The sequence below is a fragment of the Stenotrophomonas sp. CASM114 genome, assembly GCF_049384325.1.
GTDB classification, from domain to species: domain Bacteria; phylum Pseudomonadota; class Gammaproteobacteria; order Xanthomonadales; family Xanthomonadaceae; genus Stenotrophomonas; species Stenotrophomonas muris.
On record NZ_JBMRGJ010000017.1, the window covers coordinates 1 to 14,315 of the forward strand.

Genomic DNA, 14,315 nt, shown 5'->3' on the forward strand with positions numbered 1-14,315 from the left:
CTTCTGGATGTTGCCGGCCGCTGGCCGGCAACATCCAGAAGCACCCGATGCCGGCCAGCGGCCGCCACTACCGGGCCAGGGTCCACCCCTTCTGCACGCCGCAGGGGGATAATGGGGGCCCACGTCGGGCCGGTCGCCGCCATGAAAGAACTCACCCTGGACTCTGCTGTCGCCACGCTCCGCGCCGGCGGCGTGATCGCCTATCCGACCGAAGCGGTCTGGGGCCTGGGCTGTGATCCCTCGCATGAGGCGGCGGTGCACATGGTGCTGCGGCTGAAGCAGCGCCCGATCGAGAAGGGCATGATCCTGGTCGCCGCAGAATTGTCGCAGCTGGAGGGCTGGGTGCGCCTGCAGGCGTTGCCCGATGCCCGCCAGCGCGCGGTGCTGGCCAGCTGGCCGGGTGCCAACACCTGGATCCTGCCGGCCGGTCCGCGCGCCCAGCCCTGGATTACCGGCGAGCACAGCGGCATCGCCGTGCGCATCAGCGCGCACCCGCTGGTCGCCGCCCTGTGCCGCGCCTGGGGGGGGCCCCTCGTCTCCACCAGCGCCAACCTGGCCGGTGAACCACCGGCACGCAGCCGTGCCGAGCTGGATCCACGCCTGCTGCGCCTGCTCGATGGCATCCTCGATGGCGAAACCGGCGGCCTGGCCCAGCCCACCCCGATCCGCGACGCGCTCAGCGGCAACGTGCTGCGCTCCTGAGCGGACGATTGCACTGCCACCCACAATCACGCACCCTGCCGCCATGAACCTGCTGCGCACCGCCCTGGGCCTGTGCCTGCTGCTGCCATGGACCGCATCGGCCGCCGAGGACGTGCGCGTCTACCGCTGCGTCGCCAGCAATGGCGCCGTGGCCCTGCAGGACAGGCCCTGCAGCAGCGGCCGGCAGGAGGTGCGTGACCTGCAGCGCCCGCGCGATCCGGCACCCCGGGTGGTGCGCAGTGACGCCCCTCCCGCGGTGCCCAGCGAGGTTCCGGTGATGCGCGATCGCGAAGTCCGCCACGTCTACATCCAGCCGCCACAACCGTTGTACGAGTGCGTGAGCGACGACGGTCGCCGCTACACCAGCGACAGCAACGAGGGCAATCCGCGCTGGGTCCCGTTGTGGACCAGCGTGTGGCTCCCGCACGGGCACCACGGCGCGGTCCATCCCGGTCCGCGCCCGGGCTTCGGCACGCCGGTCGGTGCGCCGATCGGTGAAGGCGCAGGCTACCGGCCGCCTGCGGTGGGCGTCGGCGTGCAGGTGCCGGCCGGCAGCGTGCTGGTCCGTGACAGCTGCCATGCGCTGCCGCCGCAGGACGTCTGTGCGCGCCTGCGTGACCGCCGCTGGGAACTGGACCGCCGTTACAACAGCGCGCTGCAGAGTGAGCGCACCGCCATCAGCAATGAACAGCGCGGCATCGACGCGCGCCTGTCGCGGGACTGCGAACGCTGAGCGCGATGCCTGCCTGGGCATGTACGCTGTGCGCATGAAGAACCTGATCTGGCTGGCCCTGGGCCTGTTCGCCGGCAACGCGTTGGCCGACGACGGGGTGATCTACCGTTGTACCTCCAGCAGCAGCGATGTGCCCACCCTGCAACGCACGCCCTGCCCTGCCGGCAGCAAGCAGCAGGTGGTGAGGGTGCCGGCCAGTGCTCCGCCGGCGCCGGCCTCAGCGGCACCCGTGCCGGCCGCGCCCGGACCGGCCGCGGCCACTGCGCCGTCCGTTCCCGCACCCGCGCCTCGTCGCCCCGGCGAAGGACGCACGATCATGGAAGCTGGCATGGTCGAACGCGAAGGCGGCGATCTGATACTCGACAGTGCATCGCTGCCACGCCAGGCCGATGCCGCGCCGGACAGCAATGCGCCGCCGAAGCCGCCGCTGCCACCGATCTTCCAGTGCACCGACAGCCAGGGCGGTGGCTACCTGCACGAATACGAAGCCGCCCCCGGGCGCTGCGAACTGATGACCGTGCAGGGACTGGGCGGCGCCACGCCGGTCAATGCCGCCGGCTGCGAAGTGGTGCGCGACCGCTGCGAGGAACTGCCGGACGCGCAGCGCTGCAGCAGCTGGCAGCAACGCTTCCGCGACGCACGTGGCCGTGAGCGGTTCGCCTCGCCGGAAAACCGCGACAACGCCCGTGCGGAACGCGAACGGCTGCAGGGCGTGCTGGAGGCCAGCAACTGCCCGGTACCGGGGTGACAGCCACCCGGTAGTGCCGGCCGCTGGCCGGCAATCGCAGGATCTTCAAATGATTCCAGTTGCCGGCCAGCGGCCGGCACTACCTTTTGGAAGATCAGAACCCGTAGCGCAGGAAGCCGCCATCCACCGCGATGCATTCGCCGGTGACATAGCTGGCCGCCGGCAGGCACAGGAAGCCGACGGCTGCGGCCACTTCCTCCGGCTCGCCGATGCGGCGCATCGGCGTGCGGTTGATCACTTCCTCGTAGTAGTCCGGGTCCGACAACGGACCGGACGTGCGCCGCGTGCGGATGTACCAGGGCGCCACCGCGTTGACCCGGATGCCATCCTCGGCCCACTCGACGGCCAGGTTGCGGGTCATCTGGTGCATCGCCGCCTTGGTCATGCCATAGACCACGCCACTGCGCACATGGGTCAGCCCGGACACGCTGCCGACATTGACGATCGACGACGACGCGTGCCGGGCCAGCAGCGGATGCGCGTAGCGCGACAGCTCGAAGGCCGAGAACAGGTTGGTCTCGAAGATCTTGCGCCATTCGTCCTCGGAATATTCCGTGGCCGCCTTGGTGACGTTGCCACCGGCATTGTTGACCAGGATGTGCAGGCCATCGCTGTGATCTTCCACCCAGTCCAGGATCTGCCGACGGTCCTCGTCATCGGAGACATCGGCCGCCAGCGCGTGCACCTGGTGCTGCGGATAGACATCCAGCAGTTCGTCGCGCGCCGTTTCCAGCATGTCGATGTCGCGGCCGACGATCATCAGATCGGCGCCGAGGCCAGCCAGTTCGTGCGCAATGGCCAGGCCAATACCGGCGCTGGCACCCGTGATCAGGGCCGTCTGGCCGTCCAGGCGCCACCGTTGCTGGGTCATGAGTCCTCCGGGGCCGCGCCCGCTGTGTTTCGATGCCGCAAGGATACGCGCTCACGGCAGCGCTCGGCCGGGGATGCGACACTTGCCCATACGCCCACCGCGGAGAGCCGCCATGCGCATCCTGATCCTGTCCACGTCGCTGCTGGCCAGCCTGCTGCTGGCGGCCTGCCAGCGGCCGCCCACGCCCAACCCGGAGAAGCCACCGGTGCCACGAGCGATGTCGCGTGCGATCAACGACCCGCTGGACCGCGCCAAGGACGTGCAGAAAACCGTCGATGATGCCGCTGCGCGTGAGCGCAAGGCCGAAGCCGACGCGACGCAATGACCTGTGGGGTCAGAGACCTGTGTGCTGCCAAGGAATCCGACCCCATGAACGAAAACGCCCGGCCAGAGCCGGGCGTTTTCATTCGGTACCGTTGCCGATCAGAATCCGCAGAAGCAGTACGCCAGCGCCTTCACCGGAGCGCCATTGCCCTTCTCGCGGGCCGCGTTCTCGACGAAGCGCAACTGAGTGTCCACTTCCGGCATCGTGCGTGCCAGCATCATCCGCGCCATCCCCGAATCAGACAGCATCCAGGCACCGGCGCGGCTGCCGGCGAAACCGCTGACGAACTGCGCGAACGGCGTCGCCGCCTTCTCGATGTAGCGCACGCGGTAGGCATCAGCCTTGCCCAGCTTGGCACGGCTGGCGGCATCGGCCACGGCATCCTTCAGGCCACCGAAGGCATCGACCAGGCCACGTTCCTTGGCCTGCGCACCGCTCCACACGCGGCCACGCGCCACTTCGTCGACGGCCTCGACCGGCTTCTTGCGGGCGTCGGCGACGCGACCGGTGAAGTCGGCGTAACCCTTGTTGATCACCGACTGGATGACCTGGCCAACGGCCGGATCCATCGGGCGGGTGACATCGAACGCACCCGCGAAACGGGTGGTGCCGACACCATCGGTGTGCACGCCGATCTTGTCCAGCGCGCGGCTGAAGTTCGGCACCATGCCGAAGATGCCGATCGAACCAGTGATGGTCGACGGATCGGCATAGATGCGATCGGCATTCATGCTGATCCAGTAGCCACCGGAGGCGGCCAGGTCGCCCATCGACACCACCACCGGCTTGCCGGCGGCCTGCAGGGCCACCACTTCGCGGCGGATCTGCTCGGAGGCGAACACTTCACCGCCCGGCGAATCCACCCGCAGCACGACCGCCTTCACGTTCTCGTCGTCACGCGCGGCACGCAGCAGCGCCGAGGTCGACTCGCCACCGATGCGGCCGGCCGGCAGGTCACCGCCACTGATTTCGCCGGCGGCCACCACCACGGCCACCTGCGGACGCGAGTCCACCGGGTTGCGGCGCGCGTCGAGCAGGGCCAGGTAGCGGCCGAAGTCAACGTTGCGGAAACCACCGTCGGCATCCTCGTCGGCCACGCCGCGCTCGATCATCAGATCCTCGAATTCCTCGCGGGTCTTCAGCGCGGTCACCAGCTTCTGCTGCAGGGCGAACTTGGCCAGGTCACCACCGGCGGCAGCGATGCCTTCCGGCAGGGTGTCGATGCCGGCGGCCAGCTGTGCCGGATCCAGGCGGCGGGCCTTGGCGATGTCGCCCAGGTAGCGCTGCCACACGTCGTTCATCCAGAACAGGTCGGCTTCCTTGGAGGCCGGCGACGCCGCGTCGAGCACGTACGGCTCGGCCGCGGACTTGTACTCGCCCACCTTGAACAGGTGCACGTCCACGCCCAGCTTGTCCTGCAGGCCGGTGCGGAAGTACTGGCGGTAGCGGCCGAGGCCTTCGAGCACGACCGAACCCATCGGGTCCAGGTAGACCTCGTCGGCCTGCGCGGCCAGCAGGTACTGCGACTGGCCCATGCTCTCGCTGTAGGCCACCAGCTGCTTGCCGGAGGCGCGCAGGTCCTGCAGCGCGGCGGCCACCTCACGCAGCGAGGCGAAACCGGACGGCTGCAGCTTGTCCAGCTCCAGCACCACGCGTTCGATCTTCTTGTCTTCCTTGGCCGACTCGATCACCCGCAGCAGATCGCGCAGCTGGATCTCCTCGGCGCCGTTGTCACCCACCGCCTTGGCCAGCGCGCGGCTGACCGGGTCGGCGCTGAACTGCTCGACCAGGCGGCCTTCCGGCGCGATCACGAGCGTCGTGCGGTCCTGCAGCGACTTGCTGGCACCGGCACCCATGCCGGCGGCGATGACGAACATCACCAGCAGCAGGAACAGCAGGCCGAAGAACACCAGGTTGAGGATCAACCGGCGGGTGAAGTTCATGACGTCCCACAGCCCGATGAAGAAACTGGCGACGGGGTTGCGACGCGCCGGGGGCAGCGGGGGCACGGGTTGATTCATGGAACGCTCCGGATGGCTTCTTGCCGTGGTACCAGCATAGCCGGTGCCGCGTGATGCAGCATCGGACACAAGTCAGGGGATCGCCCGTCACGGGTGAACGTGGCGGGCGGGAAGATCAGGACAGCGCGGATTGCCCGATGCGCTGGCTGCTGCGGCGCAGGCGCCAGCCCATCAGGATGGCAGCGGCGGTCAAGCCGACGATCAGGCCGATCCACATGCCCTGCGGGCCCATGCCCAGCCCCAGGCCGAGCCCGGCGCCGAGCGGCATGCCCAGGCCCCAGTACGCGAACATGGCGATGAACATCGGCACGCGGGTGTCCTTCAGGCCGCGCAGCGCGCCGGCCGACAGCACCTGGATGCCGTCCGGGAACTGGAAGGTGGCCGCGTACAGCAGCAGGGTCGAGGCCAGGCCGGCCACCGCCAGGTCGTTGGTGTACACACCGACGATGGCATCGTGGCCGAACAGCAGCACCGCCGCCGACAACGTCTGCGTGCCCATGATGATCGCGTAACCGGCCCAGGCCGCACGCCGCACGCCGAAGCCGTCACCACGGCCGACCGCATGGCCGACGCGCACGGTGGTGGCCTCGGCCACGCCCATCGGGATCATGAAGCACAGCTGCGCGACATTGATCGCGATCTGGTGCGCAGCGGCTTCGTTGGCACCAAGGCGGCCGATCAGCAGCGCGGTGACGATGAACAGGCCGCCCTCCATCAGCACGGTGATGCCGATCGGCAGGCCGGTGCGCAGCAAGTCCCAGATCGCCTTCCAGCGCGGCCCTTCGAAATGCGAGAACAGCTGCAGATGGGCGAAGCGCCTGGTGAACCACAGGTAGGTGGCGAAGGCGATCGCCTGCAGCCACATCATCACCGCCGAGGCGATGCCCAGGCCTTCGGCGCCCATTTCCGGGAAGCCGAGCTTGCCGTTGGCCAGCACATAGCCCATCGGTGCCAGCACCAGCAGGCCACCGAAGCCGAGCAGCATCGTCGGCAGCGTCCAGTGCATGCCTTCACTGAGATAGCGCATGCAGAAGTACAGGGTCAGCGCAGGTCCGCCCCAGCGCACCGCATGCAGGAACGCGGTCGCCCCCGGCACGATGTCCGGCGCGATGCCGAACGACGGCAGCAGCGGCGGCACCACGGTGAGGAAGGTGAACATGATCAGGCCCAGCCCCAAGGCCAGCCACAGTGCCTGGCGGAACAGCGGGCCGATCTCGCGCTCGCGGCCGGCGCCATGCAGCTGCGACACCGAGGCGGTGAGCGAGATCAGGGTGCCGATCGGAATCAGCATCGGCAGCCACAGCAGCGCCGTACCGATGGTGACGGCGGCCAGTGTGGCCGTGGCGTGGTGGCCGGCAATCACGTTGTCGACGAAGGAGATCAGACCGGTGGACACATGGCCCAGCACAAGCGGCAGGGCGAGCAGACCGGTGGCGCCGACTTCCTTGCTGAAGCGCGGCGTGGAGGTTGCAGTAGACATAAGGTGCTTGACGCGAACTGCGGTTGCGCGCGAAGGGCACAGGCACCGGGTTGCGGGCGCCCATCTTACGCGGGCGGCGCCAGCATTCCCATGACATGGCGTGAATGCTGGGTTTCAGCCGCCCCACACAAAAAGGGGACGGAGGGGATTAAGTCGTTTCAGGCCCGCTAGTGCCGGATGCGACTTAATCCCCTCCGTCCCCTTTTTTTACTGGCCGGCCTGGCGCTTGAGCCAGCTGTCGCGCTCGGCGGCGGGCACGGCGAGGAAGGCGCTGCGCACTGCGTCGCGTTCCTGCGGTGGCGTTCGCTGCGCGACCAGAGTCAGCTGGGCCAGCTGCGCCGGGCTGAGCTGGCGCAGTACGGCCAGCGCGGTCTCGCGCTGTTCCGGCGGCACGAAGCCGAACAAGCCATGCAGCTTGGGGAATTCCAGGCCCAGTTGCGGGCCCAGCCGCCACCCGTCGCGGAACGCCTGGTCCTGGTCGCGGAACTGTTGGCGCAGGCGCTGCTGCTGGTCCGCAGGCAGCGCATTGAATCGCGCAGCCGCCTGGCGGATGCGCTCGCGCTCTCCTTCCGGCAGCGCGCGCCAGGCGGCGTAGTCGGCGCGGCGCTGGCGCTGCTGCTGCGCATCGAGCTGGGCGAAGCCAGAGGGTGCTGCCGTCGACGGTGCTGGCGAAGCCAGCGGCGTGGCCGGCGACGTCGGTGGCGGCAACGGCACGTTCAACGATTGCGGCGCGGCAGACAGCGACAAAGGCAGGGCCAGCAGCAGGCTGGCGAACACGGACTTATTCATCGGCAGCAGCGGTTTCCAGCGTGGCACTGGCCGGCTCGGGCCGGCTCGGCCTGGATTGCGATTCATCCACCGGCAGCGGGCCGCCCGCGGCAGTCCACGCGTACAGGTCGGCATCGGCGACCAGCGGGTAGTCACGATCGGCCAGCATCGCTGCGTCGTCCGTGGCCTGGGCCGTGGTCGCATCCGGCGTGGCGTCGACCTTGCTGGGTGGCAGGGCTTCCACCGTCACCGGACCGGCTTCGCCCACCACTCCCTCCGGCAGCGGTGCATCACCGCCGAAGGAATGCCCCTGCCAGTGGCGCCAGCCCAGCGCTGCGGCCAACAGTATCGCCACGGTCGCCAGCAGGATCAGCGGACCGCGCCAACGTGGCTTGGCGTTCGTGCGACGGCGCTTGCCATTGGCGGCCGCCCGCTCATCGCGCTGCGGTGCGCGCCAGCTTGGGGTCGGGGCTTCATTGTGGGCGGTCGCGGCGGCGGGTTGCTGCAGCTGCTGCAGGCGCGCGGCCGGCAACTCACGGATACGCGCCTGCACCTGTTCGGCCAACTGGCGCCAGGCCGAGGCATCCGGCTGGCCGTGGGCATCACGCGGGCAGGCGTCGGCCAGCAGGTGCTGGTAGCCGGCCTCGTCCTGGTCGAGCACGCGCATGGCGATGCCCTCGTCCAGGCTGCCCCCCACCCGCAGCAGCAGCGCAAGGCGCGGCAGCGGCGGCATCGCGCCCAGCACGGCCAACGGCGGCAGCCACTGCCCGCCCACCGGCTCGCGCAGCGCCTGGCGCTGGCCCAGAAGGGTCCAGAAGCGGGTCGGCCACTGCGCCATCGGCAGGTCGCTGGCCACTGCGGCAAAGGCGCGCATCACCGCCACCAGGGTCTGCTCGGCGCGCGCGGCATCGCCGCACTGCAGTTCAGCGACCACCAGGGCACGGCGCTCGACGCCACGCAGGAACGCCGACAGCGCGCCGGCCGCGGTCGAGGAAACAGGGGCGGGCACAGCCGTCATCGGTCACTCCAAAGGTCTGCCGGCATGATAGCGGCAGGCCATCGACGCCCGTAGGACTTGCGCCCACAGGCACTTCGTGCTGCAGGTTGTGCACAGCACCACGCCCCCTCCGGCGAAAACTGTGGCTTCGGGCTGAATTCACTCTGTTTCAGCATTGTTTCACACTTAAGATATTGATTTTATTGTCCTTTGTTGTGTGGCGATTTTTTGACCAACCCAAGCGTGAGGCCGTCGCCATCGGCCTTCTACGTTTCCGATGGCCGTTAACGCACAACGTTATCCACAGAACATGTGGATAAGACTGAATCTCCAATGGACACCGATATTTAGGTGACATTTATGATTCAACGGGCGCCGCCCCGCCGCTCCCGCTGCTGCCATTCGCGCGCGCATGGCCCGTTACACTGGCCCGATGCTTTCACCGATTCCGACCCTGCAGGTCGCCCTGCCTGTCCCCCTGCCCCGCCTGTTCGACTACCTGTCGCCGGAGGGCGATGCCCCGGCGCTCGCGGTCGGCTGCCGCCTGAAGGTGCCGTTCGGCAACCGGGAGCTGGTCGGTGTGGTGGCAGGGCACGGCCAGACCGACGACGGCCAGGGACTGCGCCAGGCCTTGGCCTGGTGCGACCCGCAGCCGCTGCTGCAGGGGGAGCTGTGGCAGAGCCTGCAATGGCTGGCGCGCTACACCCATGCGCCACTGGGCGAGGTGCTGAGCACCGCCCTGCCCGGCCCGCTGCGCCATGGCGAGGTCCTGCCCGACACACACCACTGGGGTTGGCAGCTGACCACCGAAGGCCACGCCCAGCGTGAAAAGCTGCGCGCCGGCAGCCGTCCACGGCAACTGGCCGAGCTGCTGGCCGAAGCCATCGTGGATGAGGACGTGCTGGGCGAACGCATGCAGGACTGGCGCACCGCCGCGCGCAGCCTGGCCAAGCGCGGGCTGGCCGAGCGGGTTGCGCTGAGCGTGGCCCCCCAACACGCGCAGCCACTGCCCGGTCCCACGCTCAACCCGGACCAGGCCGAGGCGGTGGCCGCGATCAATGCCGCCGACGGCTTCCAGCCGTTCCTGCTGGATGGCGTGACCGGCAGCGGCAAGACCGAGGTCTACCTGCAGGCGATCATCCATTGCCTGGCGCAGGGCAGGCAGGCGCTGGTGCTGGTGCCGGAAATCGGCCTGACCCCGCAGACCCTGGCACGCTTCCGTGGCCGCCTCGGCATCGCCGTGCATGCGCTGCACTCGGGGTTGAACGACAACGAGCGCGCGCGCGTCTGGGCAGCGGCCTCACGCGGCGAAGCGCGCGTCATCGTCGGCACCCGCTCAGCGGTGTTCACGCCGCTGCCCCAGGCCGGCCTGCTGATCGTCGACGAGGAACACGACGGCAGCTACAAGCAGCAGGACGGCATCCGTTACCACGCGCGCGATTTCGCCCTGGTCCGGGCCAAGTCGCTGGGCGTTCCGGTGTTGCTGGGCAGTGCCACGCCCTCGCTGGAAACCCTGCACAACGCCTACGCCGGGCGTTACACCCACCTGCGCCTGAAACAGCGCGCCGGCGATGCGCGGCCACCACGCGTGCGCATCCTCGATGTACGCAAGCGCCCGCTGCATGACGGCCTCTCGGCCGATGTGCTGGCCGGCATCGGGGAGCATCTGCAGCGTGGCCAGCAGGTGCTGGTGTTCAAGAACCGCCGCGGCTACGCACCGGTGCTGCTGTGCCACGACTGCGGCTGGACCGCGCCATGCCAGCGCTGCGATGCGCCGATGACCGTGCATGGTGGCGGTCGTCGCCTGCAGTGCCACCACTGCGGCGCGCGGCAACCGGCGCCGCTGGCATGTCCGGCCTGCGGCAGCCTGGCACTGCAACCGCAGGGCATCGGTACCGAACGCCTGGAAGAACATCTCACTGCGGCCTTCGCCGACTTCCCGGTGGTGCGCATCGACCGCGGCACCACCTCACGGCGCGACGCGCTGGAACAGCAGCTGGCGAAACTGGGCGACCAGCCCGGCATCCTGGTCGGCACGCAGATCCTGGCCAAGGGCCACGACCTGCCCAAGCTGACCCTGGTGGTGGTGGTGGGTATCGATGAGGGCCTGTTCTCGGCCGACTTCCGCGCCAGCGAAAAACTGGCGCAGCAGCTGATCCAGGTGGCCGGCCGCGCGGGACGTGCGCGCGACCCGGGCGAGGTCTGGCTGCAGACCCATCACCCCGGGCACCCGCTGCTGGAAACCCTGGTGAGCGGTGGCTACCATCCGTTCGCGCAAGCCGAGTTGAACCAGCGCCAGGCGGCCGGATTCCCGCCCTTCGCGCATCTGGCGCTGATGCGCGCCGAAGCGCAGCAGGTGGAGCATGCCAATGCATTCCTGCTGGCGGCCCGGCACCTGCTGGGCGAACAGAACGTGGTCGAGGCCTACGGGCCGATGCCGGCGCCGATGCCGCGGCGGGCCGGTTACCAGCGCACGCAGCTGCTGCTGTCTGCGGTGCAGCGGCCGCCTCTGCATGGCGTGCTTTCGCAACTGGTTCCGCAGCTGTACGCGCTGCCGGAAGCACGCAAGGTGCGCTGGTCGCTGGATGTGGATCCAACGGATCTTTATTGAAGGGTCAGAGCCCACCCGTCGAGTGGGATCCGACCCCGATGCCCTGGGGTCGGATCCCTTTTCGCCGAAAAGGGCTCTGACCCCGGACGCCTTCGCTTACGTCAGCGGCGACATCACGCCGCGCTGGTAGGCCGGTCGCTCACGCAGGCGCGCATACCACTCGGCCAGGTGCGGCAGGTCCGGGCGCTGGATCGGCAGTTCATACCAGGCGTACACCAGCGAGCCGAGCGGAATGTCGCCCATGGCGAACGTCCCGCCCGACAGCCATGGCTGCGTGGCCAGGGTGGCATCGGCCATCGCCAGGTAGTCACCGGCACGGACGATGGCCGCGCTGATGCGCGCTTCGTCACGGTCGGCCGGCGCGGTGCGCATGATGCCCCAGACCAGGTCGCTGTACAGCGGCGCCATCCGCGAGGTGCTCCAGTCCATCCACTTCTCGGCCTGCGCGCGCTCCATCGGGTCCTCGGCGTACAGCGTGCCCAGCGCATAGCGCGCGCTCAGGTAACGCACGATGGTGTTCGATTCCCACAGCGGCAGGCCGTGGTCCTCGATCACCGGCACCAGGCCGTTGGGATTCATCGCCTGGTACTCTGGCGTCTGCGTGCCGCCATGGCTGCCGCCGACTTCGATGGATTCGTACGGCAGGCCGATCTCCTCGGCACACCACAGCACCTTGCGGACGTTGCTGGAATTGCGGCGGCCCCAGATCTTCAACATGCGGGTTTTCCTTGCTGGCAATGCGAGCGGCAACGATACGCCTGATTGGAGTGGAGATGTGCGTGCCGGATGCGGGATCGGGCATCTACAGCATGCCGGCCAGCGGCCGGCACTACCGGTTCTTTTTCCGGCACTACCGGTTCTTTTTTGGCAGCGCGCGCACGTAGGACGACTTGCCGTCCTTCTTCAGCTCGAACAGGCCGATCGCCGCCAGCAGATCGCTGAGTTTGCCGTAGCCATAGTTGCGCGGATCGAACGAGGCCTGGTTGCCGATCTGGCTGCCGACCGGCCCCAGGTGCGACCAGCCATCCTCGCCCTCGGCCGAGGACACCGCGCGGCGCAGCATCTTCACCAGCCGGGTGTCGCTGCGCATCTCCGCCCCGCTCTTGCGCGGGCGTGCATCATCATTGGCGACGGGCTCGTTCGACGCCTGTTCGCTCGATGCCTGCTCGGCATCCGGCACGCTGGCGTGGGTCTGGCCCAGCGCTTCCAGATAGGTGAACTTCGAGCACGCGTTGACGAACGGTTCCGGCGTCTTCTTTTCGCCGAAGCCATACACCTTCACGCCGTCGGTCAGCAGGCGCATCACCATCGGGGTGAAATCGGCATCGCTCGACACGATGGCGAAGCCATCAAGGTTGCGCGCGTACAGCAGGTCCATGGCATCGATCACCATCGCCATGTCCGACGCATTCTTGCCCTTGCTGTAGGCGAACTGCTGGATCGGACGGATCGCATACTCGTGCAGCACCGCTTCCCAGCCCTTCAACCGCGGGCTCTTCCAGTTGCCGTAGGCACGGCGCACGTTGGCCACGCCATAGCGGGCGACTTCGGCCAGGACCTCGTCGATCTTCGAGGCCGGCGCATTGTCGGCGTCGATCAACAGGGCGATGCGCTTTTCCGGTTCGCTCATGGATTCCTCGCGGGCGGTTGCCTGAACCCGAGTATCGCCGATCCACGCGGGCGCTGACGTGACAGGTGGCCGCCGTGCGAAGATGCCAGGCGCTTCCCCCAATGCCCCCACTGGAGTGAGTCGATGAGTCGCGAGCGCGTTCCCCACCTGGTCGTTGTCGGCGGCGGTTTTGCCGGTCTCTGGGCCACCCGTGCCCTGGCTCGCGAGCGCATACGCATCACCCTGGTCGACCGCCGCAACCATCACCTGTTCCAGCCGCTGCTGTACCAGGTGGCCACCGCCGGCCTGTCCGCGCCGGATATCGCCGCACCGCTGCGCCACATCCTCGGCCACCAGCGCAACGTGGAAGTCCGCCTCGGCGAAGTGGTCGCCATCGACAAGCAGGCACGGCAGATCGGCATGGCCGATGGCAGCACGCTGGACTACGACAGCCTGCTGCTGGCCACCGGCGCTACCCACGCCTACTTCGGCAACGACCAGTGGGCCGATGATGCCCCTGGCCTGAAAACGCTGGACGATGCCATTGCACTGCGCCGCAAGCTGCTGCTGGCGTTCGAACGCGCCGAGGCCGAACCGGACCCGGCGAAGAAGGCGGCGTGGCTGAGTTTCGCCATCGTCGGTGGTGGTCCCACCGGCGTCGAACTGGCCGGCACGCTGGCCGAGATCGCGCGCCACACGCTGCGCAACGAATTCCGCCACATCGATCCGGCCAGCGCCAAGGTGCGGCTGGTCGAGGCTGGGCCGCGCGTGCTGTCCTCGTTCCCGGAAGTGCTTTCGCTGAAGGCGCGCCGCCAGCTGGAAAAGCTGGGCGTGGAAGTGCTGACCGGTACCCCGGTGAGCGACATCGACAGCCAGGGCTTCAAGCTCGGTGAGCAGTTCGTGCCGGCCCGCACCGTGGTCTGGGCCGCCGGCGTGGCCGCTTCACCACTGGCGCGCACGCTGGACGTGCCGCTGGACCGCGCCGGCCGCGTGCAGGTGCAGCCGGACCTGACCCTGCCTGATCACCCGGAGCTGTTCGTGGCCGGCGACCTTGCCGCACTGAGCCAGGCCGACGGCAAGCCGGTTCCCGGCGTGGCGCCCGCGGCCAAGCAGATGGGCAAGTACGTGGCCGAGGTGGTCCGTGCACGCCTGCACGGCAAGCCCGAGCCCGGTCCGTTCAAGTACGCCGACTACGGCAACCTGGCCACCATTGGCCGCATGGCCGCGATCGTGCACCTGGGCCGGCTGCAGCTCTCCGGCGTGCTGGCCTGGTGGTTCTGGCTGGCCGCGCACGTGTTCTTCCTGATCGGCTTCCGCAACCGCATCGTGGTGTTGCTGAACTGGGCGGTCGCGTACTGGAGCTACCAGCGCAGCGCGCGCATCATCTTCGGTGATGACCAGGACGACCGGCGGCCGAGGCGGTAAGGCCGCACGCAACAGGGGTCGGATC

General features: G+C 68.7%; 13 protein-coding genes. 6 read left to right on the forward strand and 7 right to left on the reverse strand.

The features are described from left to right. Positions 1 to 111: 111 nt before the first annotated feature. From VG566_RS15095 to VG566_RS15105, 3 genes are read left to right on the forward strand one after another with little or no spacing between them, the layout of a single operon-like run. The gene (locus VG566_RS15095; RefSeq protein WP_080053022.1) at positions 112 to 702 is read left to right on the forward strand and encodes a Sua5/YciO/YrdC/YwlC family protein; all 591 of its coding nucleotides are present in this window, start codon (positions 112 to 114) and stop codon (positions 700 to 702) included. 43 nt (positions 703 to 745) lie between these two features. Continuing rightward, positions 746 to 1,435, forward strand: coding sequence for a DUF4124 domain-containing protein (locus tag VG566_RS15100; RefSeq protein WP_241884890.1), 690 nt, complete (start codon positions 746 to 748; stop codon positions 1,433 to 1,435). Between the two features lie 34 nt (positions 1,436 to 1,469). Then, on the forward strand, positions 1,470 to 2,183 hold the full coding sequence (locus VG566_RS15105; RefSeq protein ID WP_049439342.1) for a hypothetical protein: 714 nt from the start codon (positions 1,470 to 1,472) through the stop codon (positions 2,181 to 2,183). A 94-nt stretch (positions 2,184 to 2,277) separates the two neighbouring features. On the opposite strand, the gene VG566_RS15110 is transcribed toward VG566_RS15105, so the two are convergent. Next, positions 2,278 to 3,054 carry an SDR family oxidoreductase gene (locus tag VG566_RS15110; RefSeq protein WP_014038643.1) on the reverse strand — a complete coding sequence of 259 codons (777 nt, stop codon included), beginning with the start codon at positions 3,052 to 3,054 and terminating at the stop codon, positions 2,278 to 2,280. 112 nt (positions 3,055 to 3,166) lie between these two features. Here VG566_RS15110 and VG566_RS15115 point away from each other — a divergent pair, with 112 nt between their 5' ends. Then, the gene (locus tag VG566_RS15115; RefSeq protein WP_134809345.1) at positions 3,167 to 3,379 is read left to right on the forward strand and encodes a hypothetical protein; all 213 of its coding nucleotides are present in this window, start codon (positions 3,167 to 3,169) and stop codon (positions 3,377 to 3,379) included. A 98-nt stretch (positions 3,380 to 3,477) separates the two neighbouring features. Here VG566_RS15115 and sppA read toward each other — a convergent pair whose 3' ends face one another. From sppA to VG566_RS15135, 4 genes are all read right to left on the reverse strand, one after another. After that, the gene (sppA, locus tag VG566_RS15120; RefSeq protein WP_164167313.1) at positions 3,478 to 5,400 is read right to left on the reverse strand and encodes a signal peptide peptidase SppA; all 1,923 of its coding nucleotides are present in this window, start codon (positions 5,398 to 5,400) and stop codon (positions 3,478 to 3,480) included. Between the two features lie 115 nt (positions 5,401 to 5,515). Continuing rightward, complete coding sequence (locus VG566_RS15125; protein WP_046432753.1) at positions 5,516 to 6,880, reverse strand: MATE family efflux transporter; 1,365 nt, start codon at positions 6,878 to 6,880, stop codon at positions 5,516 to 5,518. A gap of 207 nt (positions 6,881 to 7,087) precedes the next feature. Beyond that, on the reverse strand, positions 7,088 to 7,669 hold the full coding sequence (locus VG566_RS15130; protein ID WP_049408659.1) for a DUF3106 domain-containing protein: 582 nt from the start codon (positions 7,667 to 7,669) through the stop codon (positions 7,088 to 7,090). After that, the gene (locus tag VG566_RS15135; protein WP_049408661.1) at positions 7,662 to 8,666 is read right to left on the reverse strand and encodes a hypothetical protein; all 1,005 of its coding nucleotides are present in this window, start codon (positions 8,664 to 8,666) and stop codon (positions 7,662 to 7,664) included. The genes VG566_RS15130 and VG566_RS15135 overlap by 8 nt, the downstream gene beginning before the upstream one ends. A gap of 412 nt (positions 8,667 to 9,078) precedes the next feature. On the opposite strand from VG566_RS15135, the gene VG566_RS15140 reads away from it, so the two are divergent. Then, on the forward strand, positions 9,079 to 11,256 hold the full coding sequence (locus VG566_RS15140; RefSeq protein ID WP_164109798.1) for a primosomal protein N': 2,178 nt from the start codon (positions 9,079 to 9,081) through the stop codon (positions 11,254 to 11,256). A 96-nt stretch (positions 11,257 to 11,352) separates the two neighbouring features. Here VG566_RS15140 and VG566_RS15145 read toward each other — a convergent pair whose 3' ends face one another. Continuing rightward, positions 11,353 to 11,973, reverse strand: a complete 621-nt coding sequence (locus VG566_RS15145; protein ID WP_014648579.1) for a glutathione S-transferase family protein — start codon at positions 11,971 to 11,973, stop codon at positions 11,353 to 11,355. Between the two features lie 133 nt (positions 11,974 to 12,106). Next, positions 12,107 to 12,886 (reverse strand): NYN domain-containing protein, encoded by a 780-nt coding sequence (locus tag VG566_RS15150; protein ID WP_014648580.1) that lies wholly within the window; start codon positions 12,884 to 12,886, stop codon positions 12,107 to 12,109. A gap of 123 nt (positions 12,887 to 13,009) precedes the next feature. Between VG566_RS15150 and VG566_RS15155 the strand changes: the two genes are divergently transcribed. Continuing rightward, a complete protein-coding gene (locus VG566_RS15155; RefSeq protein ID WP_164109782.1) occupies positions 13,010 to 14,290 on the forward strand; it encodes an NAD(P)/FAD-dependent oxidoreductase in 1,281 nt (426 codons plus the stop codon). The last annotated feature ends 25 nt before the right edge of the window (positions 14,291 to 14,315 follow it).